The sequence below is a fragment of the Gracilibacillus sp. HCP3S3_G5_2 genome (genome assembly GCF_052063305.1).
GTDB lineage: Bacteria > Bacillota > Bacilli > Bacillales > Amphibacillaceae > Gracilibacillus.
The window spans coordinates 240,005-264,222 of sequence record NZ_JBQHXU010000001.1 but is presented as its reverse complement, the minus strand read 5'-3'; the positions used below and the strand labels follow the sequence as shown (position 1 = coordinate 264,222).

Below are 24,218 nucleotides of genomic sequence, written 5' to 3'. Positions count from 1 at the left end.
AACAACATGTCATTAGATGAATTTTTTGTTACTGGTGATCCTTTAATATTGGCATCACAAATTGCAATCGGTCTGACAATGGTTGGTCTGATTGCTTTAATTACTTATTTAAAAAAATGGAAATGGTTGTGGAATGAATGGTTTACAACCGTTGATCATAAAAAAATTGGTATTATGTACATTTTAGCTGGGGTGCTCATGTTCTTCAGAGGTGGTGTGGATGGTCTTTTAATGAGGGCACAAACATCCAGGCCGGAATTGAATTTATTAGATGCACAACACTATGATGAAATATTTACAACGCACGGCGTTATCATGATTTTATTTATGGCAATGCCATTGTTAATTGGTATTATGAACGTCGTTATTCCGTTACAAATTGGAGCACGTGACGTGGCGTTTCCAAAACTAAATGCCTTTAGTTTTTGGACATTCTTTGCAGGAGCGATGTTATTTAATCTTTCGTTTGTAATTGGTGGTTCTCCTGACGCAGGCTGGACATCTTACTTTCCTTTAGCAGGTAAAGAATTTACTCCAGGTGTTGGGAACAACTATTATGCCATTTCTTTGCAAATAGCCGGGATTGGTACATTAGCAACAGGTATTAACTTTATTGTCACGATTATTAAGATGCGGGCACCAGGTTTGTCTTGGATGAAATTACCGATATTTGTCTGGACAACATTTATTACATCGATCATTATCGTAGCTGCCTTCCCGATCCTTACGATCGCACTACTTTTTATGACATTAGATCGGTTATTCGGGACACACTTTTTCACAGTGGCAGCTGGCGGGGATCCGATGTTATGGCTGAATCTGTTCTGGCTATGGGGACACCCTGAGGTATATATTGTGGTATTACCGGCATTCGGTATGTTCTCAGAAGTCATTGCTACCTTTGCAAGAAAGAATTTATATGGATATAAATCCATGGTATATGCGGTAGCAGGTATTGCTTTCCTAAGTATGCTTGTGTGGGTACACCACTTCTATACAATGGGAAACAGTGCTGCCGTTAACTCGATCTTCTCACTAACGACAATGATGATTGCAATACCGACTGGTGTGAAAATATTTAACTGGTTATTTACGATGAGGAAAGGCCGGATTGAATTTTCGACAGCGATGCTATGGTCATTAGCATTTATTCCATGCTTTACAATTGGCGGTGTTACTGGTGTAATGCTCGCAATGGCAGCAGCTGACTATCAATACCACAATACGATGTTCCTTGTGGCACACTTCCACTATGTATTGATTCCAGGGGTTGTATTCGCGGTATTTGCTGCATTGTATTACTGGTGGCCAAAAATGTTCGGCTTCAAGCTTAATGAAAAAATCGGAAAATGGCATTTCTGGTTATTCGTAATTGGCTTTAATATGACATTTATGCCAATGTTCTTTGTCGGATTAGACGGAATGTCACGCCGTATGTACACTTATGCGGAAAGTACTGGTTGGGGACCTTGGCTTGGCTTCTCAGCAATCGGATCACTTGTAATGGCTGCTGGATTCGCTGCATTATGTTATAACATTTACTGGAGCTTCCGTTATGCTTCCAGAGATGTAGGAAGTGACCCATGGAACGCTCGTACGTTGGAGTGGGCAACTGCTTCGCCTGCACCACATTACAATTTTGCCGTTGTTCCGCAAGTCGAGCAATTAGACGATTTCTGGTACAAGAAGAAAAAAGGTGAAACAGGCTTGAAGAAAGAAGACTTAAAACCTGTTCATATGCCAAGCAATTCATGGACACCGATCGTTTTAGCAGCAGCATTTGGTGTAGTCGGCTTTTTCCTAGTTTTTGAGTGGTTTACGTTGGCAATCATCGCATCGATTGGTATTGTAGTCGGCTTAATTGCCAACACATTCGATTATGACGATGGTTATTATATACCGGTTGAAGAATTAGAAAAGGAAGAAAGAGAGTGGAGAGGTGATTTACAATGACATCCCATACAACACCGTTAGAATATCAATCACAACAAACTCAAATGAATATATTAGGCTTTTGGGTCTTCCTTGGTGCTGAGATTGTCCTTTTCTCCACATTGTTTGCTTCTTATTTCATTTTAGAGCATAACACAGCTGGTGGGCCGACTGGTCAAGACATCTTCGTATTACAAGATGTCTTGATTGAAACCTTTATTTTATTAACAAGTAGTTTCACTAGTGGCTTAGCAATTTATTCCATGCGTAATAACGACAAAAAAGGACTACTAATCTGGATGATCGTTACATTGTTACTTGGAGCTGGGTTCTTGGCTATGGAAATAAATGAATTCATTCATTATATTCATGAAGGTGCAACACTTCAAACCAGTGGTTTCACAGCAGCCTTGTTTACCCTGTTAGGTACACACGGAGCACACGTTGCTTTTGGGATTATTTGGATTAGCTTATTGCTTGTACAACTCGTACGTCGTGGTATTACGGTAAAAACATCAAGTAAATTATTTATTGCAAGCTTATACTGGCACTTTTTAGACGTTGTGTGGATTTTCATTTTCACGTTCGTCTACTTGAAAGGAATGGTGATGTAAATGAGTGCAAAAAATCATCGTTTTCCATGGAATCTGTTAGTAGGTTTCATTCTGTCAATTGCACTAACATTACTAGCCGTATTTGTAGCATTTTACACTGATTTCTCTAATACAGTAATTTTATGGGTTATCGGAATATTAGCGCTATTTCAGGCGATTATTCAATTATTTATGTTTATGCACGTGACAGAAGGAAGAGAAGGGATTATTAATGTCATCAATATGGTCAATAGTATTATCCTAGCATTAATCATCGTCTTCGGTTCCATTTGGGTATTAACCTCAGGACACGCGTCTTTACATTAAGCATAAAAATAAGGGGCTGCCTTACCGTTATGGGATAGGTGGCCCTTTTTGTTAGTAAATAATGGACGTAGAAAATGAACTTTTTTGGTCATACCAAAAGTTCATCAGACGATGCGATCAACTTAAGCAAGCCATTAAACCAAAACATCTATTTATTTTTCATCTAGTATTAAGTATGGGAAACAATGTGAGAACGGAGTTTGAATCAGCGGATTTCTGGTAAATAATATACTAAGGTCACCATTAAATGAATTCGTAATGAAACGATCCAAACGAGCAAATTACTGCGTGAAACTTTATAGGTATTAATCATGGAGCTAATCGTTCGTAAGACCTCCCACTTCAAGCTTTACGTAACAAAAGGATAAGTTTAGGGCTAACAGACTATAACATCTTGATAAGTTTTGCTAATGATCAGTAAGGGTTAAAATCGTCACTGGTCATAGCATCACTTTATAGGTAATAATCAATTTGTGTAAGTTGTTAATTTACTTGACTACTTTTATCAAGTAAAATAGATGCTATCAACTAACGCACTTAATGTGCAGGAAACGGGGCGAGTATCTTGAAGAAAATCGCATGGATTACCGACAGCTCATGTGGCTTAGATAAAGAATTTGCGGAACAACATAATATTTTTATTATTCCTTTAAATGTAATCATAAATGGAAAAGCATATAAAGAAGAAGTAGATTTAACAAAAGAAGAATTTTATCAACTATTAAAAGAACACGGTGATGACGCGAAAACAAGTCAACCTGCTTATGGTGACTTTATTACCTTATATGAACGATTAAAAGAAGAATATGATTGTGGCATTGCTATTCATGCTTCCAGTCAACTAACCGGAACCTATCAAAGCTCTATTTCTGCTTCTGAGATGATTGGCTTTGAAGTGGAAGTAATCGACTCGAAAATAGGTGATTTTGCATTAGGCAAAATGATTAAGAACGGTATACAAATGGAGCAGGAAGGCAAAAGTTTTAATGAGATTGTACAAAAACTGAGGAGCTATCCGGAATTTGCACAAATGTATTTAATGCCTCAAAGCTTTGATCAATTAAGAAAAAGTGGTAGAGTAAGTGCTGCCCAATCCATTTTTGCGTCATTGTTAAATATTCACTTAATACTTGGCTTTGATGATGGAAAGGTCATTGTTAAAGATAAAGTTCGAATAAAAAAACGAGCAAAACGAAAAATGTTTCAGCTATTAGAAGACGCAATGGAAAAATATCACTTGAAGGAAATTTGTATACTACATGCCGGTGTCAAGGATCAGGCATATAAATGGAAAGATGAAATAGAAAAATTGCATACGGAGCTACAGGTTAACATCCAAACGCTGGTGCCGGTAGCTGGTGTACACACTGGCTATGGTACAATGTGTTTAGCTTGGTTACGAGATTAAGCAAAAATCCTACAAGCGAGTTACAAAAATCAAGTTTTTCTAATTGGAAAAACTTGATTTTTACGTTAAAGTATATTTATCACGGTGCTAAACGTATGTAAGACCTCGATTTGAAGCTTCAAGAAACACAAGGAAGCTAATTGGTAGATTACAGAGGCTAACACCCTGATAAGTTTTGATAATGATCAATGGAGGACAATCCCCTACTGATCATAGTCTTAGAAGTCAGAATGTTTAGACAGAGAGGGCGAGCAAAAATGGGACAGGAATTTGACACAAAATCTGTGCATGTAACAATGAAAAGGGGAGTAGGCGTACCAACAAAAGTCACCCCAATTCATCAAACCTCTGCTTTTACTTTTCAAAATGTTGAAGATATCGAGAATTTCTATAATGGCGAGCGCGAATATTTATATACAAGAGTAGGCAATCCAAACACAGATGAACTAGGTCAAGCTGTTGCAATGTTAGAGGAGGCACCTGCAGGGATTGCTACTTCTTCCGGACTTTCCGCGATTATGGTTGGGATTCTTGCCGTCGCCAAAGCAGGAGATCATATTGTCGCATCAGAAGATTTATATGGTGGTACCTATGAATTACTAGCAAATGAATTAACCACATTTGGAATAGAAATTAGCTTTGTTTCCTTCGAGGATGATTTGGAAACAGCAATACAGGAAAATACCGTATTGCTTTATACAGAATCCATTACAAATCCCCTTCTACGAGTAGAAAATGTAGTAAAGATAGTGGAAATTGCTAGAAGGCATAACCTTAAAACAATGATAGATAACACATTTGCTACTCCATATCTCGTCCAGCCTTATCGGTCAGGAGTCAATCTTGTCGTACATAGTGCAACGAAATATTTGGGTGGGCACAGTGATATTACGGCTGGTGTATTAGTAGGAGATCAGGAATTAATAGCGAAAGCCAAAACAAAAACCGTTAATCTAGGCTCCAATTTAAGCCCCTTTGAAGCATGGTTAACGGTAAGAGGGATAAAAACCTTAAGTGTCCGGATGGAACGTCATGTGAAAAATGCTGCTAAATTAGCGGAAGCACTAGCTGAGCATCCAGCTGTAGATAAAATCTACTATCCAGAATTTGTTTCAGAAAAAGGGAATGGCGCGATTGTAACGATTGATATAACGAATAACGCTGATGTGACCACCTTTTTTGAGTCGTTGGATTGGATCAAAATGGTGGCAACATTAGCGGGAGTAGAAACTACTGTATCCTATCCGATTGCTACTTCTCACAGAAGCTTGCCTGCGTCGTCACAAGACGCACTGGGGATTACAAAAGGTTTAGTAAGAATATCTGTAGGAATAGAAGATGCAGAAGATATAATCTCTACAATAAAGCAAGCATTAGATCAATCAAAAAAATGAGGTGATTTTTTGAAATATGCGGTGGTAACAGGAACATCAAAGGGTCTTGGCGCATCGATAGCCAAACTGTTAATGGAAGCATCCGTACATGTAATTGGACTTGCTAGAGGGAATAATCAAGCATTAGAAAATGCCGAATTACCAGGTAGTTATAGCCATTATCAGGTCGACCTAGCAGATATTAAACAAACAGAACATACTTTTCAAAACATTATATCCTTCTTGAAAAAGCAACCATTAGAATCATTACACCTAGTTCAGAATGCAGCCTTAGTAACACCGATAGAACAGGTAGGGAAACAAGACACCGATAAGCTGATAACCCATGTACACGTCAATTTATTGGCACCAATGGTAGTGACCAATTTATGGTTAGATGCATGGCGCGATTCAGATTTGTCATTAGTTATTGCTCATGTAACTTCCGGAGCTGCCAATCGTTCAGTATATGGCTGGAATGCCTATGGAAGTACGAAAGCAGGACTTGACCGTTATACCAATACAGTAGCTTTGGAACAGGAAACCTTGGAGACAGGTAATAAAGTGTTTTTATTTGATCCAAGTATAATGGATACCGATATGCAGGGGGAAATCCGTTCATCCGATCAAAGTCAATTTGTCGATGTCGACCAATTTAAAAATTATAAAACGGAAAATAAACTTCGTGATAGTGATGTAGTCGCCAAAGTGTTGGTTGATCGGCTGTTGGATGAAGAAAATATTCAGAATGGTGAGTATTATAGTGTGAAGAATGTTTTTTAAATAGGTAATCACCTATTTTTGATAATAATATTGACCATTTTCTCTCCTTTTACATACTTTAAAGTGTAAGTATTATAAGGAGGGATATAGATGGGTGCACAACATTATGGTTATGGATCAGGTTTTGCGCTAGTCGTTGTATTGTTTATTCTATTGATCATCATTGGTGCTTCTTGGGGATACGGCGGATACTAATCCCAGAAGAGAATGGTTGTCGATAAGATAGCCTGACAAGAGATAAACCCGTTTTCATTTATTATAAATGAAGCGGGTTTTAATGTTGGATAATTAGTCCATATATTTTAATTTATAAGATGAATTACTTAAGTGGGAGCAATAGTTTCTTCCACATCTTTTAAAGAAAATATGATAAACTTTATAGAGATGAAATTTGGAAAGGATTTAGAAAGGAAGTTATAAATGATCACCAGAAAAAGCAAACGTGAAATAGAAATGATGCATGAAGCCGGTAAATTACTGGCTAGGTGTCATAAAGAAATTGCAAAACGTATAAAACCAGGAGTAACAACAAAGGAAATAGATGAATTTGTTGAATCATTTTTAGCTGAACATGGAGCAACACCAGAACAAAAAGGATACAATGGTTATCCATACGCGACTTGTGCTTCTATTAATGATGAAATTTGTCACGGGTTCCCGCGTGATGAAAAGCTAGCAAATGGCGATATTGTAACAATTGATATGGTCGTCAATCTCAATGGTGGATTAGCAGATTCGGCGTGGACATATGTTGTTGGTGAGCCAGATGAGAAAACAAATAAATTATTAGAAGTAACCAAAACATCTCTTTATAAAGGGATTGAACAAGCCATGCCGGGAAATCGAATCGGTGATATTGGTCATGCTATTCAAGCGTATGCAGAAGCAGAAGGGTATTCTGTTGTGCGAGAATTCACAGGACATGGTATTGGTCCAACCATCCATGAAGATCCCCAAATTCCACATTTCGGTTTAGCAGGTAAAGGACCACGTCTTAAGGAAGGGATGGTTATCACAATTGAGCCGATGATCAATGAAGGCGTATGGCAAAGTAAAATGGATGATAACAATTGGACTGCACGTACAGTTGATGGAGAACGTTCCGCGCAATTTGAACATACCTTAGTGATTTCAAAAGAAGGTCCAATTATTCTAACAGATCAAGATAATTTTGAAGACTAAGATAAAGGAGAAACAGTTGTAATGGGCCTAGAGGGGAAACACCTACACAGGATGCAGATAAGAGACGGGTTCATTGCCGGTTCACCGATTGTTTTGGGTTATTTGCCGATAGCCATTGCCTATGGTGTTTTAGCAAAGCAGGCAGGTATGTCATTAATGGAACTTACAGGTATGAGTCTACTTGTCTATGCAGGTGCAGCACAATTTATGGGGGCAGGTATGATAGCTCTAGGTGTAAGCGCCATAGAGATTATCATTGCTACGTTTGTTTTAAATTTCCGCCATTTCGTAATGAGCCTTTCTTTTATTAATCAGATAAAACGTTATACACTTAAATCGAAACTTGCTTTATCACTAGGTTTAACGGATGAAACATTCTCTGTCTCATCCATTTACAAAAAACAGGCTGATCAGCAGTATGGGTACTTGTTCTATGGAACGATTATGCTTACCTCTTATCTTTCATGGGTACTTGGATCGTTCCTTGGAGGAGTGCTCGGTGATATTATTCCAGAATCGTTAAGTCAGAGCATGGGAGTAGCACTATATGCCATGTTTATTGGTTTATTGATTCCTTCTATACGAAAATATAAACGAATCGCTGTAATTAGTATGACAGCAATGCTGATAAACTATTCGGTTAGCCCCTACATAGGAGATGGCTGGGGAATTGTCACTGGTACCGTCATTGGTGCATGTGTCGGTATTTTCGTATTAGAGGAGGAGAAATGATGATTTGGATCATAATCATTGGAATGGCACTTGTTACTATAATTCCACGAGTTATCCCTGCCTTTATCGTTGATCTTATGCAATTCCCTGAATGGGTAAATAAATGGTTACAAGCCATCCCTTATGCAGCGCTGGGTGCACTTATTTTCCCGGGAATTATGACAGTGGTTCCAGATAAACCATCAATTGGCGTAATGGCAGGTATTGTGGCAATTACACTTGCATGGCTTCGGTTACATGTTATTTTAGTTGTGCTAAGTGCGATTATAACAGTGTTTCTATTAACCATTTAATGTTAGGGTGTTACATATGTATCATATTAGAAAAGCAAGTATAGAAGATGCACAAGCTATTGCAGAGGTACATGTAAATAGTTGGAAAGCCACCTATCAGAATTTAATCAATGAACAAGATTTGTCCAATTCAACCGTAGAGAATCGGCAAATTTATTGGGAGACCATATTAAAGTTGTCGCGCAAGCAACAACCAGTAACAGTGATTGAAGAAAAGGGAGAAATTGTCGGGTTTATTTCAGGAGGCAAGGAAAGAACGGATCGCTTTGGTTATGATGGGGAAATATTTGCGATATATTTATTACCATCCCATCAAAGAAAAGGCCTAGGAAAACGTTTATTAAAAGCTTTTGCGGAAGAAATGAAAGAATTAGGCTACCAGTCATTATTAATTTGGGTGTTAACAAATAATCCAACACACCAGTTTTACTTGAATTTTGGAGCTGAGAAAATCGAGCAAGAACAGACAACTATTGGCCATGGAACTTATCAGGAAACAGCATACGGCTTTGATAACATTGATACACTGATAGAAAAATTACATGAAGTAGGACTGTAAGCCATAATGGCTTACAGTCCTTTTTTAGTTAAAGAAAGTATCAGTGGAGATGTCTAGCTTCGATAAATTAGATGAATTTCCCTGTATTTCCAGGCCCTTGTTACTATACTTCTTAAGCAGTACTGAAGCCTTTTCCTTTTTAAGTCGTTTAGAAAAATGGCAATCATAAAAAAGTCGCTATAACGAAATGATGAGAAAGAAAGGTTATAACCCCTTAAAATAAAATATGCTCAAAGGGAATTATTGTTCTTCTTCATATGGTTCAATATGAATATGGGCATGAGGCACGTCATGCATTTCTTTTAATTTTTTTTCAATATGATCAGTAATTTCATGGCTTTCCTCTACTGTCATTAATGGATCTACGAAAATAGTTGCTTCAATCAATGCTTGATTAGCATGAAGACGTCCTTTTACATCTTTAATGTCTAATACATCAGGATGAGTATCGATGCTTTTTTTTATTTCATCTAATTCTTGTGGATGAAATCCATCTGTCAATGTATGTGTTGCTTCTCTAAAAATATCCCAAGCTGTTTTACAAATAATTACTCCTACAATTGCTCCAGCCAAAGGGTCTAACCAATAAAGTTGGAATTGGGCACCTATAATTCCGATAAAAGCACCAATACTTACTAATGCATCAGATTTGTTATCCTGAGCAGCTGCCTGCAAGGAGGTGCTGTTTATTTTCTTTCCTAATCGTAAATTGTAAAGATAGACGATAAACATAATAATCGCAGCCCCTAATGCTGTCCAAGCTGTTAACATATTGGGTTGCGAAAAATCACCTCTAATTATCGAAAGTACTGTATCAATTAATACTTGGATACCAATTGTAATCATGATAAAAGCTGCCACTAGTGATGCGATCATTTCTGCCCGAAAGTGACCATAATGGTGATCTTCATCAGGTGGCTTTCTGGATATCTTTAAACCGATTAAAACGGCTATCGCTGCTACAACGTCAGTGGCGTTATTTAAACCATCAGCTCTTAAAGCGGAGGAATTACCAATGCTTGCGATAATTAATTTAACAGTAGCTAGGATAAGATAGGTAATAATACTCAGCCATGCACCTTTCTCTCCTTCTTTAAATTTATGATATTGATCCATAAGCATCCTCCGTTGTTTCCGTAGTAAGATAAGCTTATCAAATGAAAGTGTTTTACGTCTACTTATTGTTGCCTAATTAAATGAAAAAATTGCTGAAAAACAGGTCAGTCTACGTTTAAGGTAACCAAATTCAGGGAATATCTTTAATAACAATTAACAAAAATCATTTTTTATCATAAAATGGTATTTAAATAGAGGATAGAAAGGGAGGCGTGCTTCTTGAAAAAACATAAAGTGAGTTATCAATTGAAAGTGTTTAGCATGAATCGAAAAACGGTACTTAAAGCAAGAAGAGAAATTCCGTATGAAATTCGATTAGCATCACAACTCGTATTGGACGATCTTTGTTTTACTTGGAATAAGGCACGCTTGGAAGAAGAAATTAACCATTCTATTGATCATAACGATAAAGAAACATTTAAAGAATTGAGTAATAAATATAACAGTTATATATGGGAATCATAAGCATCTACCTCGTCCAATCTAAGTGACGGGGTTTTTTATTCCGTTCATCTCTCCTTTTTCTGTTCCCAATAGCAGCAATTGCTTTCCAGAGGCAATTACCTTAATAGATGAAGTCATTTGAGATATTGCTATTATTTTTAGTTCTCTCCAACTATATAGATCTAATGATAAATATGTTATAGTAGAACCAGTGCATTTGTAATGAGGGAAGGGTTTAAAATGAAAAAGACAGTAATATTTATCATGTTTATAGCTTTCTTAACTGGCTGTCAGCAAGAAGATTATTATGCACAACAACAGTCTGAGAAAAGAAATGATTCACATGATTATAAGAATGAACCAACAGCTTTTGTCCAAACGGAGCAAGAAGAAAAGGATTTGGCTGAAGAAGATACAGAGGATTCACTATCGGTGGTAGATGATCCTGAAAGTATCACACTGGTTGTAAATAAACAACGAAAACTACCAGATGGCTTCGAACCTAATGATTTAGTAGAGGCAAATGTTCCTTATTATGCTGATGAAGGAGATCCTAAACGTTTAATTCGCAAAGTAGCTGCAGATGCATTGGAAGAACTTTTTGCTGCTGCCGAGGAGGATGGTTTAGAATTAGTCGCAGTATCCGGCTATCGCTCCTTTGACCGCCAGAAAGAGATATATGAAAATAATGTTGCGACCAATGGGCAGGAGCACGCAGATAAATTCTCGGCAAAACCTGGTACAAGTGAACACCAGACAGGTTTAGCAATGGATGTTGCATCCGCAGAGTTAGTGGCAGTATTGGAACAAAGCTTTATTGAAACAGACGAAGGACAGTGGTTAGAGAATAATGCGCACAAGCATGGGTTTATAATTCGGTATCCAGAAGGAAAAGAAGAAATAACTGGATATAGCTATGAGCCATGGCATCTTCGTTATGTTGGAAAAGACATAGCAGAAGAAATTTATGAAGCACAACTCACTCTAGAAGAATATTTTGGACTTTATCCATAAAACAAACAGAAGGTTGGCAAGTTAATTAGATTTAACTCGTCAACCTTCTCTTTTTTCTTAGGCATTATCAATCATTCACCAAATGGATTTAACTCACATAGCCTATAGTAGCAAGCTTATTATGGGGTGATTTGGTGAAGCTGATGACAGGAATGCTTGTGACACGATATTCTTACAAACATGATATCGTCTTTCGAATTAAAAATATAAATGGTGACAAAGTATTATTACACGGGGAAGATTTACGATTGGAAGCCGATGCGCCAATTGATGATCTTCGCATATTACCGGAGGAGGATATCAGGAAAAGACAAGATGAAATAAAAGAAAAAGAAGAATATTCATATCGTCTTTTTCGTCAAGATTATCAGCTAATGAAAGAAAAAAAAGATTATGAACATAAAAAAATAGAGCCACGTAATATTCAGCGATTTCAATTACCAGTTAAAGTATTACACATTGATGGTGATCGACTTTATTTAAAGAAATGCATTGAATTATATCAGCGACTAGGATTACAAGTGCATGGTGTGTATGTGCAAGAAAAGGAATTACCATTTGAAATGGAAGACCTAGTAAAAAAAGTACAGCCAGAGATTATCGTTATTACTGGTCATGATGCTTATTCAGAATCAAAGGGCAGTAAAAAAGAGATGTCTGCATATCGTAATACACGTTTTTTTGTCGAAGCTGTGCGCCAAGCGAGAGCATGGTCTCCCAATCTCGATCAATTAATTATTTTTGCTGGAGCATGTCAGTCACACTTCGAATCACTTATCCGTGCAGGGGCCAATTTTGCAAGTTCACCAGATCGCGTCAATATTCATGCGTTAGATCCCGTCTATGTTGTGGCAAAAGTAGCCTATACACCTTTTATGGACAAAGTGAATGTATATGATGTGTTAAAAAACACACTTACTGGTGAAAGAGGACTAGGTGGAATGGAAACAAGGGGGCTTTATCGTACAGGTATACCTTATGTAGAGACAAAATAGCTTTGTCTCTTCTTTTTTGTAGAATCAATTATGGCACAACACCAAGCAATCCGTATTCCATATGTTACCGAACGGGTGTCTTCGCTTTTCTTCTTTTTTTTGATACAATATAGAGGGAAACTACCATCAGTTAGGGTTTTTGACCGTAATGGATGGTTAGCACCGGATATTGATTACATAAGGGGGAGAAAGGTATGGATTATCGTATTGAGCGGGATACTATCGGTGAAATCAAGGTAGCGAATGATAAGTATTGGGGAGCGCAAACACAGCGAAGTAAAGAGAACTTTCCAATTGGTAAGGAAATCATGCCATTAGAAATTATTGAAGGCTTTGCGATTTTAAAAAGAAGTGCTGCTATTGTCAACAGTGAATTAGGATTAATGGAGAAAGTGAAAGCGGATGCGATTAAGCATGCTGCAGATCGCATTTTAGCAGGTGAATTATATGAGCATTTTCCATTAGTAGTATGGCAAACAGGTAGTGGTACACAGTCTAATATGAATGTTAATGAAGTAATTGCACATGTAGGAAATCAATGGTTAAAAGAAAAAAATAGTGAAGTTACCTTACATCCAAATGATGATGTCAATAAATCACAAAGTTCCAACGATACTTATCCAACAGCCTTACATATTGCTGCTGTTCGTAAATTAGAGGATGCTGTGTTACCAGCATTACAGACATTCAAAGCAACATTGAAAGAAAAGATGGAAGCGTTTGATGATGTCGTGAAAATCGGTCGTACCCATCTTCAAGATGCAACTCCTTTAACATTAGGACAAGAAATCAGTGGCTGGCATCGAATGTTAGAAAAAACAGAATCAATGATCTTAGACAGTATCCCATATGTGAAGGAATTGGCTATTGGCGGTACTGCTGTTGGTACCGGATTGAATGCACATCCGGAATTTTCAGAGCGTGTAACGAAAGAGATTAGTGATTATACAGGAAAAGAATTTGTTTCTGCTCCTAATAAATTCCATGCCTTAACAAGTCATGATGAATTAGTGTATGCACACGGAGCATTAAAAGGATTGGCAGCAGATTTAATGAAAATTGCCAACGATGTGCGTTGGTTAGCTAGTGGTCCTCGTTGTGGAATCGGTGAAATTACGATCCCTGCCAATGAGCCAGGTAGCTCGATTATGCCGGGTAAAGTTAACCCGACACAAAGTGAAGCAATTACTATGGTAGCGACACAAGTGATGGGAAATGATGCAACAATTGGGATCGCGGCAAGTCAAGGTAATTTTGAATTGAATGTCTTCAAACCAGTGATTGCGTATAACTTCTTACAGTCTGCACAACTATTAGCTGATAGTATGTTGTCATTTAATGATCGTTGTCTAGTGGGATTAGAGCCGAATCATGAGCAGATCGAGAAAAATTTAAATGACTCTCTTATGTTAGTAACGGCATTAAATCCTCATATCGGTTATGAAAATGCAGCCAAAATTGCTAAAAAAGCCTTTGCTGACAATACTACATTAAAAGAAGCTGCAGTGGAATTAGGTTTATTGACTGCTGAGCAGTTTGATGAGTGGATCAAACCAGAAGAAATGACCTATCCTAAATAATTGTCTTGGGATAGTTTCTAGAAATTACTAAGAAATTAAAAGCATATTGATCGCCTTTTTGTTCACAATATGGGGTACAGGAGGTGATTAAAGATGGCAACTAACAATTCAAATCAATTAGTTGTTCCTGGAGTAGAGCAAGCCCTAGATCAAATGAAATATGAGATTGCACAAGAATTTGGTGTAAACTTAGGTGCTGACACTACTTCTCGTGCTAACGGTTCTGTTGGTGGAGAAATCACAAAACGCTTAGTAACTATGGCTGAACAACAATTTGGTGGAAACCAACAACAATAATTAAATAATGAGAAGAAGGAGACGCTTATTAAAGTGTCTCCTTTTTACCACGTTAGGAAAGTATCATGTTAGCAGAAGATATCGTTCCATATTACATCTATCAAGTAACAGAAAACCTAAGGCACGCATTTAAGACTGGAAGAGCCAAGATTTTCTGACACCTAGAAAGATATCTTAATAAGTGAAAACTCAACCTCATTTTTCCGATGAATCAAAGCGGAGGATAAATATGTATATTTGTTATTTGTGTAATGGCCTAAAAAAAATGGAGAAAAAGTGCCCAATATGTGATGCACATATGTTAGATGGAGGGAAGGTTGTCGATTATTATGATGATTATGCACCATATATTGAGATAGAGGATGCGCAGTTGATAGATGGTATACCTGACACTAGTACTTCCCATCAGTGTGTGCATGTAGGTGTTTGTTCAGCTTGTAATTATACGGAAGAAATTATTATCAATGAACTTGAATTAACGTAAGATAAAATAAGATGAAAGATAATGATAAAGGAAATCAGCTTATGTGCAAGCATGAAAAACCCGTTTCTCTATTTCGAAACGGGTCTTCTACGTGTACATTATGCGTTATGTTATTTAATGCGTTCTTCTGTATCTTTATCGAAGAAATGGCATTTGTTCATATCAAATGCTAGATCTATTTTTTCGCCACCATGGATATCTGTACGTGAATCTACACGTGCAACAAATTCTTGACCATTCACTTCAGAATAGAGGTAAGACTCAGACCCCATTAACTCGGCAACGTCGATAGTAGCAGTAATCTTCTTACCTGGGTTTGCATCTAAGAATACTGGCTCATCATGAATATCTTCTGGACGTACACCTAGTACTACTTCTTTTCCAACATATCCTTGTTCACGTAGTACTTTCATTTTTCCTTCTGGTACTTCAATAGCTGTATCACCTAATTTAACTTTGCCATCTTCTAATGTCCCGTTAAAGAAGTTCATAGCAGGTGAACCAATGAAACCACCTACGAAAATATTGTTTGGTTTGTCATATACTTCTTTAGGAGCACCAACTTGTTGAATGAGACCATCTTTTAGTACAACAAGACGAGTTGCCATTGTCATCGCTTCTGTTTGGTCGTGTGTAACGTAAATAGTTGTTGTTTGTAGACGGTGGTGAAGCTTTTGAATTTCCGCACGCATTTGTACACGAAGTTTCGCGTCCAAGTTTGATAACGGCTCATCCATTAAGAATACTTTTGCATCACGTACGATTGCACGGCCTAATGCAACACGCTGACGCTGACCACCTGAAAGTGCTTTTGGTTTACGATCTAAGTAAGCTTCCAAGCCAAGAATACGAGCTGCTTCTTTTACACGGCGCTCGATTTCGTCTTTTTTGAATTTCCGAAGTTTAAGGCCAAATGCCATATTGTCATATACGTTCATATGTGGATATAATGCATAGTTTTGGAATACCATCGCAATATCACGGTCTTTAGGAGCTACTTCATTCATTAGTTTATCATCAATGTAGAATTCTCCAGCAGAGATTTCTTCAAGACCTGCAATCATTCGAAGTGTCGTTGATTTACCACAACCAGATGGACCAACGAATACGATAAATTCCTTATCTTTAATTTCAAGGTTGAAGTTGTCAACCGCTTTACCTTCATCTTTGTTATAAATTTTGTCAATGTTTCTAAGTGATAATTCTGCCATTCTATTCCCTCCTGAAATAATAGTTTGTTGAAAGCGTTTTATCTATGTCTATAAGTTTACTAATAAAATGCCTAAACGTAAATGGAAAGCATGCACAAAAAAAGTCGCACCGTTTGTGCACGGTTACAAAAGCATGTCCAAAACGTTAAGACAATGTCCTATTTTACCATTTTGTCCGCATCAGTAGGCATAAATAAACAGCAATTGCGCCTTCAAATTGTTTTACATCAATCCCTGTTTTTTCGATAAATTTGTCCACACGATATTGTAAGCTGTTACGGTGCATATACATTTTTTTAGCAGCTAACGTCGTATTGGAATTTGATTCCAGAAAGACTTGAACCGTTTTTAATAATTCTTCATCGTTTTTTACATCATGAAGGATAGAATCAGTGATCATTTGTTGTTCATTATCAGTAATATCATGTAAAAATAGGTAAGGAATCGCTTCAATATAATGTAAAACATCATGATTATAACGTCGTGTAAAGTGGTAACATTTTTTGATCCATTGATAAAAATCAGGCGCCTGTTGAATATGATGTAACGTTGGCCCGATAAAAAGCTTAATATTTATATAAAAATCTGTTGTTAAAACTTCGATAATTTCAGAGTAGGATACAAAATCATCCATTGATTGTGCCTCTTCCTGAATAATGACACCTTCATGGTTATTTTCCCAAAGGATCGAGGTTTTCTCAGGGAACAGTCCATGAATGGCTTCCCGGAATGATTCGGGATCAATGGATTCATCTGACACGGAAAAATAAACAAAGTGAAAAGCTGACAGATCCTCTTCCAGCATTTTTTTAGGAATGTCCTGCTGAAATAAAATATCCATCCATAATTTTTCACGTTCGTTTGTAGGGGGCTGACTAGCTTTATAAGGGGTAAGTAATATTTCTAATAATGCTGCTTCTCTTTCTGTTAAATCGTCTTTTGGTATACCAATAATATCATTACCATTGGTGACGTACCATTTATATGCAATGGTATCCATCGTTGTCTTGTTAGTATTCATAATTAAATTTGGAAACATTTGTTGGAGTTGTTCTAACATTTTTTAGCCTCTTTCATTGAAAAGTCTTCTACATCTATTATAACAAAGAAAGAGTGTTGTGAACGGTAAGACTATAAAAATATGGCTCTTGACAATGCTAAAATAATCCGAACGATGAATGAAGGTAAAATGTAGTCAAAATATGCAGATCCCTATAGGATAGTAGAAGTTGCAAATTCATTCAATATCCGTTCATCACGGAGAAAAAAAAAATTTTGACAGAGCTTTTGTTAAACTCCTCCATTCATGTTCGGCTCTTTTGTCTAGACTTTAACTATTCCTCTCCATCTGTTTCTGCAGGAAAGGCCTCGTGTTCTTTTGGCAATTTTCTTGCTTGTTCAATTTGCATCCGTCCATAGATGGAATAAGTCGTACCACCCGCCATGCCTTCATTAATCATTCGATCGACATCTACTTCATATTTCTTACGAGTGTCTTTTTCCTTGTTCGAAGGTTTTGCCATGATTATCCCTCCTCTAAGCATAGCTTGAGCCAAAAGGTTAAAATCATTCAGAGTCGACAACAGAAGCTAATGGGAATTGGAATAAAGTAGTAAAATATTCTCGTGTTTTAGCTGCAAAAGGTGGATGATATAGTACTTGCCAGCTAGGTTTTGCATGGACTTCTAATAACCAAAGCCTTTGCTCCCGATCCATACCGATATCAAAGCCTATTTCCCCAATTGTACCAGGTATGATATTCTCTACAATATTGCTTAATACGAATGCTAGATCTTTTACTTTTTTGAGGCTGTTGTTTCCAATATCCAACCTCTCTGTATCTAACCAATCGTTAACTGTGTTCTTTTTTCCATAAAAAAAGGAGATTTGCCACTGCTCTAATTTGGTCATATGCACTCTGAAATAGAAAGGATCTCCTTGATGTTGTATTAAATCTAATGCTTCCTGCAAAACATATTGTTGAAAGCCATTAGGAAAGCGCGTTTGTTTCAATTCCTCCAGGCTTTGATAATACTCATGATTCATGTAGTTAGATGTAACAAATATAAGATCTCCCACCTGTTCTATATAAATATGATCGGTAACGTCATCTTTTAATGATAGAAGAGAAATGGGCTGTTGTGAAAGTTTATCCTGAATCGTCTGGATGGAGGGATGAAAAATGGTATCAGGTAAGAGATAATTCACTTTATCATGATTTCTAAGATCATCATATACTTGCCATTTGTTAAAAAAATCTGGATTAAATATAATAGAATTTGTGGCTAAATATTGTTTTATTTTTTTAATTGTTTTGTGTGACTCAATTTTACGATTTGGTAAACGATTGTATATAAAAGGAGGAATATCGGTTTTTGTCGTCTGCCACTGCTGCTCTTGCCAAACAAAGCCTGTTACACTGTTTGTTTTTGGATAGACGTCTTGGTAGGAGAAAAAGATCGTTTCAAATCCTACTTGTTGTCCGACTCTAGCCATTTCCTGAAATAATTGTTCGTAGGTGTTTTGACTAGGAGGACGATGAATAAATACACCGAAGGGATAATGAATATAACAAGTACGTGAATTAGTGTTAAAGATAACAGGAATATCATTGGTTAAATGAAGTTGCTTCATAATAGAAGAAGAAAGATAGATTGTGTCTATATCTTTTCGATGACTTAAGATATCACAGGAAAGGCTCTGTAAGCCATGTTGAATCATGGCTATATGTTTGAAATGGTGATAATATTGAGCAGGTATAATGATTCTGTTTTTGTCATTAGGATAGGGAATGATTCGGAATTTTTGTCGCATCTTGACACCTACTTTCTTCATGTAAACTAATTCATTATATGCAGTCAAAAGCAGTACTATACTTTTACAAAGTGGAAAGGTGGAAAGAAAGAATGGGAACCTTTGTTACAATACTAGTCATGGTGATTATTGGAAGTTTTATTGGTGGATTGACTAATTCACTTGCGATAAAGATGCTGTTTCGACCATATGAAGCTAAATATATCGGTAATTGGAAGATCCCTTTTACACCTGGGGTCATTCCGAAAAGGCGTGATCAATTAGCTAAACAACTCGGACAATTGGTTGTGAATCATTTACTAACCATTGAAAGTATTCAGCTTAAATTACAAGACCAACGTCTAAAACAACAAGTGCAATTAAAAGCCAATAAAGAGTGGGAGAATTTCCTTGCCCAATCGATATCGATTCACCAACTGACTCAAAAGTTTGGATTAGACCTTCAATTAGATCATATGAAAGGAAAGGTTGCAAACAAAGTCATTGAGCAAATTCGCAACTTTCTCCAACATAATCAGCAAACAACGCTTAACCATTGGTTTGGTCAAACAGTAACTGACCCGGAATTGAATCAATTAGCATTGATTTTACGTGATAAAGCAATTGAATTACTAAATAACATGGAAACTCGTCAAAAAATTGAAACAGTGATTAAACAATACGCTGAATCAAAAGGATTTTTAGGCAATATGATCTTATCGATGTTCAGTAGTGATGAATTAGCTTTGAAGGTTCAACAGTTAGTAATAGATTATTTGCATTCTGAAGACGGAAGCCATTGGATTCAACAAGCTACAAAAAAAGAATGGTCAAATCTGATGCAACAGGAATTGCAGATGATGCAACCATTGTTTGAGAAAGAGGAAACGCAACAATTATTGTACAGGCTGATTAAGGAAAATATCCCTGTGGAGGATTGGATCGAAATGCCAATTCAGGAGTTCGTCAGCCCTTTTTCTAAACAAATAAAGGAAAAAATACTCCCAGAATTCGTCAATCAATTATTTAACAAATTAGCTGCTAGTATACCAAATATGCTTTCGCAATTAGAAGTGGATAAAATGGTAGAAAAACAGGTAGCATCATTCCCTACTTCACGAATAGAGGAAATCATTTTATCGATTTCCCGAAAAGAATTTAAATTGATCACTTATTTAGGTGCGTTATTGGGTGGTTTTATTGGATTAATTCAGGCGATTCTCTTTATCGTCGTTTAAAACTTTGTTATAGTGGTAAAGTATATGTAGAAGCATATACATTTTGTAAGAGCAACTTACGAATGCCGCAACTATTTAGGAGGATTTTATTTATGGCAAATGTCTATGACAGTGCAAATGAGCTTGAAAAAGCAATTCAGGAGAGTGAAGAATTTAAGGATTTAAAAGCCGCTTATAATAAAGTGATGGATGATCCGAGTTCAAAGCAAATGTTCGATAATTTTCGTAACACACAGTTAGAATTACAACAAAAGCAAATGCAAGGAATGGAAATCACGGAAGAGGAAGTAGATAAAGCGAAACAAGTTGTCGAACTTGTACAACAACACGAAGACATTTCCAAACTTATGGAACAGGAACAACGTGTTAACGTTTTGATTAATGATATTAGTCGAATTATTACTAAACCATTAGAAGAATTATACGGAGTACAACAATAAATCCATTCTTCATGAGTTACAGTTTTTCTGTAGCTCATTTTTTTAGTAGAAGTTGAAACTTTTTGCTTATTGCAACCGTAATAATAATGGAAAGGAGTGGAGAATGTGACGTTAAAATTAGAGAATGTTACAAAGAAATTTGGTTCATTTACAGCTGTTAACGATTTATCCTTAGAAATCCCTGAACATAACATTTTTGGCTTCCTAGGTGCAAATGGTGCTGGGAAAACGACAACATTTAGAATGATTCTCAACTTGCTTGATCAGACTTCAGGCACAATTAGCTGGAATGGGGAAACAATCGATTACAGCAAAAGTGATCAAATCGGTTATTTGCCGGAAGAAAGAGGATTATATCCAAAGTTAAAAGTTCGGGAACAATTAATTTATTTAGGTAAATTACGAGGGATGCATAAGAAAGAAGTATTGGAGGAGTTGACAAAATGGCTCGACTATTTAAAAGTCCCCCAATATCTTGATAAGAAGGTAGAAGAATTATCAAAAGGGAACCAACAAAAAATCCAATTTATTTCTGCAGTTATACATAAGCCGAAGCTATTAATATTGGATGAACCTTTTTCGGGACTCGATCCTGTTAATGTGGAATTATTAAAGAATGCGGTAGTAGAATTAAAAGAAGCAGGGACTTCGATCGTTTTTTCTTCACATCGTATGGAACACGTAGAAGAATTATGTCAGCATTTATGTATGATGCAGCATGGCAAGCCGATTTTACATGGTGATCTGCGCGAAATTAAACGGTCATTTGGTAAAAAGAATTTATCGATACAAGCGGATTTTGACTTATCATTCCTAGAAACTATTCCAGGCGTAGTGAAAGTCAAATATTATAGTGATACTGCTCTTTGTCAAATCGAAAATGAAGATATCTCCCAAAGAGTGTTGCAGGAGCTCTCAGGCAAAGGTTTTATCCGTAAATTTGAATTGGATGAACCGAGCTTGAATGATATCTTTATTGAGAAAGCAGGTGAGTCATATGAATAAATTTTGGACAGTATTTTCTCATACTTATTTATCAAAAGTAAAATCAAAGTCTTTTATCATTACCACTGCTATCATTTTAGTCCTAATTGTCTTAATGTCTAATCTTCAATCATTCATCGATTTGTTTGATTCAGGTGACAGAGACCAGGTTGCCGTTGTAACCGAACAAGATGAATTATATACACAATTGGAAGCAAGAAACGACGCGGATTTTGAATTGGAGCATTTTGATGGTTCTTTAGAGGAAGCAAAAGATGCAGTTTTAAATGATGAATTTATAGCCGTATTGGATATAAGTGAGTCTGCGGAGGGTTTACCAGAAGCTACTTATTATAGCATTGATTATTCAAACCAATCTGCACAAAATATGCTGGAAAACCAGTTGCAACAATTGAAAGTGGAGATTGCCACGAATCAATCAGGAATTGATCCAGCTATCATCGCTACTATTTATGAGCCTGTTTCCTTTGAAAATGAACTAATTGCAACGAACGATGGCGATACCAGTAATGTGAAAACAGAAGAAGAGTTAAGTGGAGCACGTGGTCTCGTTTATGTCATTCTCTTTTTATTATATATGGCGGTAATTATGTATGGCAATATGATCGCTATGGATATAGCAAATGAGAAAACATCTCGAGTAATGGAGATTTTAATTTCAAGTTCTTCTCCAGTCAGTCAGATGTTTGCTAAAATTTTCGGAATTGGCCTGGTTGGTTTAACCCAAATGATTCTTCTATTAGGAACAGGGTACATTGTTATTCAACAGAAGCAAGATGAGTTGGTTGGTGATTTCTTTGAGTTCTTTGGGCTTTCAGATGTTAGTGTATCTACATTTATATATGCAGTCGTCTTCTTTTTACTAGGTTATTTCTTGTACGCGACTTTATCGGCGATGTTAGGTTCATTAGTTAGCAGGACAGAAGATGTACAGCAATTGATGACACCTGTGACATTTTTGATTATTGCTGCCTTCATCATTGCGATGGTTGGATTGGGTATGCCAGAATCACCATTCGTCATTATTTCGTCGTTCATTCCATTCTTTTCTCCGATGACAATGTTTTTGCGAGTAGGATTATTGGATATTCCTTTGTGGGAAGTAGGATTAAGTATTCTTATTTTAATTGCTACGATAATAGTATTTGCCATTATTGGAGCAAAAATATATCGAGGCGGCGTACTCATGTACGGTACATCCACCTCATTAAAAGATTTCAAAAAAGCATTACAGTTATCGAAAAAAGAATAATGAAGAAGGAAAGCTATTTCGCTATTCGCGAAATAGCTTTTTTGATAGTTGCTAGTAAAGTGAGCGTAGTTGCCAGAAAAGCGAGCATAGTTGCCAGTAAAACAGTGGAAGTTGCCAGAAACGTGTGCTAGGTTGTCAGTAAAAACGGTGAGATTTAGTCTAATAGTTTAGATAAATCATATTTGCGATCTCGATAACTGCCAATTGATGGACAGTTTAATTGCGTTAATAATCTTTTCGTCAGGTCTATAGACAGGTCACCTAAAAAAATAATTGGACCAAAGATTAATGCCCAATCCTTGAGGGCGTGGATATGCATCATTTTATCTTTTAGACCACATTTAGAACAGAGCCACGTTCCGTAGACTCTATGTGCTTTAACATTTTGGCATGTTGGACAAAATATACCTCGTACGATTTTTCGAGGAATTATTCTGAACTTGTTTAAAATGTTTACTTTTCGCTCCTGATGGTGTGTTGAAATAAAATCGATGATTCGTTTGCACTCCGTAAAATTATATTCATTGTTAATTGTTTCTTCTTGTATGAGAAGTTTGATTCGGAAAGGCAATTGCTGAACAGGTATCATATCTGGGTGTTGAAAGTGAAGGTTGGCATTTGGATGAGTAAAAACGACAATCGAGTGAATCGGGGGGAAGGAGAAGCCGTGTAGATGAAGCAAATTCTCTAATTTTTCCTTCTGGAATTGTGCCTGTAACAGAGGGTGATCGTAAATCTCGATTTTTCCATTTTCATGTTCCTGTAATAATTGATCTGCTTCATTTATGAAAAGTCCGCCTTTTAAATGCTTAACCTCACAGATGAAGATGTTATTCAGAAAAAATGAGATGTTATCAATTTGGAAAAAGTGATGTTGCCAAGGTAACCGGACGCCATAAAGTAGCCGTTTTTCATGCTGTATTATATGTAAGTAATATGGTAGCTTCTTTTCGCCGATATAGCCTGATATTTCTTTGCCATATGATTTTTCTAGATCCTCTGTTATGTCATGAGGGGAGAGTCGATTAATTAGAGCTTTTAACTGTCTTACGTAGAAAGATTTTTTTATAGAATGAAGCACCAAAAAGAAACCTCCTTTACTATTTTTTATCATCATAGCATACTAGTGCAAGAATGAAAATATCCACGGTCCAGTATGTGATAAAA

Annotated in this window: 27 protein-coding genes; 21 read left to right on the top strand and 6 right to left on the bottom strand. The window is 36.6% G+C overall.

Annotated elements, in window-relative coordinates; all coding sequences use genetic code 11:
• Positions 1-6 precede the first annotated feature (6 nt).
• From qoxB to ACTNEP_RS01290, 11 genes are all read left to right on the top strand, one after another.
• The gene (gene qoxB, locus ACTNEP_RS01340; protein ID WP_441159744.1) at positions 7-1,953 is read left to right on the top strand and encodes a cytochrome aa3 quinol oxidase subunit I; all 1,947 of its coding nucleotides are present in this window, start codon (positions 7-9) and stop codon (positions 1,951-1,953) included.
• Positions 1,950-2,546 (top strand): cytochrome aa3 quinol oxidase subunit III, encoded by a 597-nt coding sequence (gene qoxC, locus ACTNEP_RS01335; RefSeq protein ID WP_441159743.1) that lies wholly within the window; start codon positions 1,950-1,952, stop codon positions 2,544-2,546. The genes qoxB and qoxC overlap by 4 nt, the downstream gene beginning before the upstream one ends.
• Positions 2,547-2,852 carry a cytochrome aa3 quinol oxidase subunit IV gene (gene qoxD / locus ACTNEP_RS01330; protein WP_441159742.1) on the top strand — a complete coding sequence of 102 codons (306 nt, stop codon included), beginning with the start codon at positions 2,547-2,549 and terminating at the stop codon, positions 2,850-2,852. It abuts the gene before it with no gap.
• Positions 2,853-3,417: 565 nt separating this feature from the next.
• A complete protein-coding gene (locus ACTNEP_RS01325) occupies positions 3,418-4,260 on the top strand; it encodes a DegV family protein (RefSeq protein ID WP_441159741.1) in 843 nt (280 codons plus the stop codon).
• A 257-nt stretch (positions 4,261-4,517) separates the two neighbouring features.
• Positions 4,518-5,654: a trans-sulfuration enzyme family protein gene (locus ACTNEP_RS01320; protein WP_441159740.1), complete on the top strand. Its 1,137-nt coding sequence runs from the start codon at positions 4,518-4,520 to the stop codon at positions 5,652-5,654.
• Between the two features lie 9 nt (positions 5,655-5,663).
• Entirely contained in the window at positions 5,664-6,416 is a 753-nt protein-coding gene (locus ACTNEP_RS01315; RefSeq protein ID WP_441159739.1) for a (S)-benzoin forming benzil reductase, read from the top strand.
• 90 nt (positions 6,417-6,506) lie between these two features.
• Positions 6,507-6,611 carry a YjcZ family sporulation protein gene (locus tag ACTNEP_RS01310; protein WP_441159738.1) on the top strand — a complete coding sequence of 35 codons (105 nt, stop codon included), beginning with the start codon at positions 6,507-6,509 and terminating at the stop codon, positions 6,609-6,611.
• A 225-nt stretch (positions 6,612-6,836) separates the two neighbouring features.
• Complete coding sequence (gene map / locus ACTNEP_RS01305; RefSeq protein ID WP_441159737.1) at positions 6,837-7,598, top strand: type I methionyl aminopeptidase; 762 nt, start codon at positions 6,837-6,839, stop codon at positions 7,596-7,598.
• A gap of 51 nt (positions 7,599-7,649) precedes the next feature.
• The gene (locus tag ACTNEP_RS01300) at positions 7,650-8,330 is read left to right on the top strand and encodes an AzlC family ABC transporter permease (protein WP_441159736.1); all 681 of its coding nucleotides are present in this window, start codon (positions 7,650-7,652) and stop codon (positions 8,328-8,330) included.
• Positions 8,330-8,623 (top strand): AzlD domain-containing protein, encoded by a 294-nt coding sequence (locus ACTNEP_RS01295; RefSeq protein WP_441159735.1) that lies wholly within the window; start codon positions 8,330-8,332, stop codon positions 8,621-8,623. The genes ACTNEP_RS01300 and ACTNEP_RS01295 overlap by 1 nt, the downstream gene beginning before the upstream one ends.
• 16 nt (positions 8,624-8,639) lie before the next feature.
• Positions 8,640-9,182: an N-acetyltransferase family protein gene (locus tag ACTNEP_RS01290; protein ID WP_441159734.1), complete on the top strand. Its 543-nt coding sequence runs from the start codon at positions 8,640-8,642 to the stop codon at positions 9,180-9,182.
• A gap of 240 nt (positions 9,183-9,422) precedes the next feature.
• Here the strand turns inward: ACTNEP_RS01290 and ACTNEP_RS01285 are convergent, their stop codons facing one another.
• Entirely contained in the window at positions 9,423-10,298 is an 876-nt protein-coding gene (locus ACTNEP_RS01285; protein ID WP_441159733.1) for a cation diffusion facilitator family transporter, read from the bottom strand.
• Between the two features lie 219 nt (positions 10,299-10,517).
• Between ACTNEP_RS01285 and ACTNEP_RS01280 the strand changes: the two genes are divergently transcribed.
• The 6 genes from ACTNEP_RS01280 (at position 10,518) to ACTNEP_RS01255 (ending at position 15,112) form a co-directional block, all read left to right on the top strand.
• Entirely contained in the window at positions 10,518-10,763 is a 246-nt protein-coding gene (locus ACTNEP_RS01280) for an IDEAL domain-containing protein (RefSeq protein WP_441159732.1), read from the top strand.
• Between the two features lie 219 nt (positions 10,764-10,982).
• Positions 10,983-11,756, top strand: a complete 774-nt coding sequence (locus ACTNEP_RS01275; RefSeq protein ID WP_441159731.1) for a M15 family metallopeptidase — start codon at positions 10,983-10,985, stop codon at positions 11,754-11,756.
• Positions 11,757-11,890: 134 nt separating this feature from the next.
• Complete coding sequence (gene yabG / locus ACTNEP_RS01270; protein WP_441159730.1) at positions 11,891-12,751, top strand: sporulation peptidase YabG; 861 nt, start codon at positions 11,891-11,893, stop codon at positions 12,749-12,751.
• Between the two features lie 194 nt (positions 12,752-12,945).
• Positions 12,946-14,331 carry a class II fumarate hydratase gene (gene fumC, locus ACTNEP_RS01265; RefSeq protein WP_441159729.1) on the top strand — a complete coding sequence of 462 codons (1,386 nt, stop codon included), beginning with the start codon at positions 12,946-12,948 and terminating at the stop codon, positions 14,329-14,331.
• A 93-nt stretch (positions 14,332-14,424) separates the two neighbouring features.
• A complete protein-coding gene (locus tag ACTNEP_RS01260) occupies positions 14,425-14,628 on the top strand; it encodes a small, acid-soluble spore protein, alpha/beta type (RefSeq protein WP_441159728.1) in 204 nt (67 codons plus the stop codon).
• A 229-nt stretch (positions 14,629-14,857) separates the two neighbouring features.
• Positions 14,858-15,112 (top strand): hypothetical protein, encoded by a 255-nt coding sequence (locus tag ACTNEP_RS01255; RefSeq protein WP_441159727.1) that lies wholly within the window; start codon positions 14,858-14,860, stop codon positions 15,110-15,112.
• A 110-nt stretch (positions 15,113-15,222) separates the two neighbouring features.
• On the opposite strand, the gene ACTNEP_RS01250 is transcribed toward ACTNEP_RS01255, so the two are convergent.
• From ACTNEP_RS01250 to ACTNEP_RS01235, 4 genes are all read right to left on the bottom strand, one after another.
• Positions 15,223-16,323, bottom strand: a complete 1,101-nt coding sequence (locus ACTNEP_RS01250) for an ABC transporter ATP-binding protein (RefSeq protein WP_441159726.1) — start codon at positions 16,321-16,323, stop codon at positions 15,223-15,225.
• Positions 16,324-16,486: 163 nt separating this feature from the next.
• Positions 16,487-17,383 carry a PucR family transcriptional regulator gene (locus ACTNEP_RS01245; protein ID WP_441159725.1) on the bottom strand — a complete coding sequence of 299 codons (897 nt, stop codon included), beginning with the start codon at positions 17,381-17,383 and terminating at the stop codon, positions 16,487-16,489.
• A 274-nt stretch (positions 17,384-17,657) separates the two neighbouring features.
• A complete protein-coding gene (locus ACTNEP_RS01240; protein ID WP_441159724.1) occupies positions 17,658-17,846 on the bottom strand; it encodes a hypothetical protein in 189 nt (62 codons plus the stop codon).
• A 43-nt stretch (positions 17,847-17,889) separates the two neighbouring features.
• On the bottom strand, positions 17,890-19,137 hold the full coding sequence (locus ACTNEP_RS01235) for a YheC/YheD family protein (RefSeq protein ID WP_441159723.1): 1,248 nt from the start codon (positions 19,135-19,137) through the stop codon (positions 17,890-17,892).
• A gap of 92 nt (positions 19,138-19,229) precedes the next feature.
• Here ACTNEP_RS01235 and ACTNEP_RS01230 point away from each other — a divergent pair, with 92 nt between their 5' ends.
• The 4 genes from ACTNEP_RS01230 to ACTNEP_RS01215 all read left to right on the top strand — a co-directional run bounded on the left by ACTNEP_RS01230 (position 19,230) and on the right by ACTNEP_RS01215 (position 23,051).
• The gene (locus tag ACTNEP_RS01230) at positions 19,230-20,354 is read left to right on the top strand and encodes a DUF445 domain-containing protein (RefSeq protein WP_441159722.1); all 1,125 of its coding nucleotides are present in this window, start codon (positions 19,230-19,232) and stop codon (positions 20,352-20,354) included.
• A 92-nt stretch (positions 20,355-20,446) separates the two neighbouring features.
• Positions 20,447-20,794 (top strand): YlbF family regulator, encoded by a 348-nt coding sequence (locus ACTNEP_RS01225; RefSeq protein ID WP_441159721.1) that lies wholly within the window; start codon positions 20,447-20,449, stop codon positions 20,792-20,794.
• Positions 20,795-20,899: 105 nt separating this feature from the next.
• Positions 20,900-21,799, top strand: a complete 900-nt coding sequence (locus tag ACTNEP_RS01220) for an ABC transporter ATP-binding protein (RefSeq protein ID WP_441159720.1) — start codon at positions 20,900-20,902, stop codon at positions 21,797-21,799.
• Positions 21,792-23,051, top strand: a complete 1,260-nt coding sequence (locus tag ACTNEP_RS01215; RefSeq protein WP_441159719.1) for an ABC transporter permease — start codon at positions 21,792-21,794, stop codon at positions 23,049-23,051. Before ACTNEP_RS01220 ends, ACTNEP_RS01215 begins: the two co-directional genes overlap by 8 nt.
• 154 nt (positions 23,052-23,205) lie before the next feature.
• On the opposite strand, the gene ACTNEP_RS01210 is transcribed toward ACTNEP_RS01215, so the two are convergent.
• A complete protein-coding gene (locus tag ACTNEP_RS01210; RefSeq protein WP_441159718.1) occupies positions 23,206-24,132 on the bottom strand; it encodes a nuclease-related domain-containing protein in 927 nt (308 codons plus the stop codon).
• Between the last annotated feature and the right edge of the window lie 86 nt (positions 24,133-24,218).